This window comes from Aminobacter sp. J41, assembly GCF_000526635.1.
Taxonomy (GTDB): domain Bacteria; phylum Pseudomonadota; class Alphaproteobacteria; order Rhizobiales; family Rhizobiaceae; genus Aerobium.
Genome location: NZ_JAGL01000093.1, coordinates 1 through 1,593 on the forward strand (window position 1 = coordinate 1; position 1,593 = coordinate 1,593).

2 protein-coding genes are annotated in these 1,593 nt (G+C 63.3%); both read right to left on the bottom strand.

Annotated elements, in window-relative coordinates; genetic code table 11:
- On the bottom strand, nucleotides 1-230 hold a 230-nt coding region (locus tag L630_RS22045; protein ID WP_034331254.1), incomplete at its 3' end, for an ATP-binding protein.
- Nucleotides 163-1,593 (bottom strand): IS21 family transposase (gene istA, locus L630_RS0120620; protein ID WP_024850052.1); only part of this gene is annotated, 1,431 nt, incomplete at its 5' end. The genes istA and L630_RS22045, both read right to left, overlap by 68 nt.

The window sequence follows — 1,593 nt, forward strand, 5'->3', positions numbered from 1 at the left end:
GTGAAGTCGAAGTCTTCGATGTCTTTCGCCAGTGGCAGCTTGGCGATCGTGAGCTGGTATTTGATGGAACGGGCCTGCTTCTCGGCAATCTCGGCCGATAGCAGATCGCCGACGATCTTTGGCGGCTCGTGCTGACGCTTGATGGCGACGCCCATGATCTCATCATAGGCCGACCGCATCCCGTAGAGCTTCAGCGCTCCCATCAAGTCCAGAACCTCGGTGCGTTGCATGATTGCTTGTCCTCCTGAGACTGTCATAGCGGGCGCAGTCGGCGATCGGCTCTTGAGCCAGCTTCAGCGCCTGGGGAATGGAAAGGATCTCGCCTGGAGCCGGATCGCGGCTGCGGGCCAGGATGTTGAGGATCATGTCCGCCGACGAAACGCACTGATCGAGCGCCTCCTGGCAGGCGGCCTCGACGGCGCTTATCCCGTCGGTCAGCACGCAGGTGAGGATCTTCACCATCTGCCGGTCGCCATCGTCTGCTGCCTGGAGCTTGCGGCGTATCTTCTCCATGGCCGACGGCAGGACCCATCCCCGGAACGGCGCGCCGTTGCGCAAGCCGCCCGGCTTGCGCGCCAGCACCGGCACGTAGTGCCAGGGATCGTAGATCACCTTGCCGCGCCCGAACGCACGGGCATGATTGCCGACGACTACACCGTCCTGGCGGATGACGATCCGGTCGGCATAGGCATGGACCTCGACCGGCCGGCCCACGGTACTCGAAAGCACGGAGTATTTGTTGTTATCGAAGCGCACGGTGCAAGTCTTCGACACCGAGGCGGGGACGCTATGGAAGCCGTCGAAGCGCCCGGCATAGGGAATGAGGCTGGAGCGTTCTTCCTCGAACACGTCCCAGATCGTGCGCTCGCCCTGCTCGGGGTGTCGGCGCGCCTTTGCCCAGGAGACGCATTTGTCGGCCAGCCAGCCGTTCATATCCTCCAGCGATTTGAAGCGCAGCCTCGGCGTGAAGAAGCGCTCGCGCACCAGCCCAACCTGGTTCTCGACCTGACCCTTCTCCCAGCCTGCCGCTGGCGTGCAGGCCTCCGGCTCGACGAGGTAATGGCCACACATCTGCAGGAAGCGACGGTTGTAGCGGCGATCCCTGCCGATGAAGATCGCGTCCACCGCCGTCTTCATGTTGTCGTAGATCCCGCGCGTGCACGTGCCGCGGAAGAAGGCGAATGCCCGGTCGTGCGCGTCGAACACCATCTCCTGACTCTCGCGCGGATAGGCTCGAACAAAGAACATGCGACTATGACAAAGCCGCATGTGCGCCACCTTCACCGTCGTGGTCACACCGTCGAGAACAACAATCTCGTGGCTCCAGTCGAACTGGTAGGCTTCGCCCGGCGCAAAGCTCAGCGGGATGTAGGCATCGGCAGCAGCGCTGCCGCGTTCCCGTTCCCACGCCTGCGCGTGCCGCCACACCGAACTGTAGCTGCCCTCGTAGCCGAGGTCGCGAAGCTCCTCGAAGATACGGATCAGTGTCAGTCGTTCCCGCCGGGGCTTGGCCACGTTCGTCGTCAGCATCCGGTCAAGCTCTTCGCGCCATGCCCCCATCCGCGGATAGGGCTGATGCTTGCGCTCGTAGCG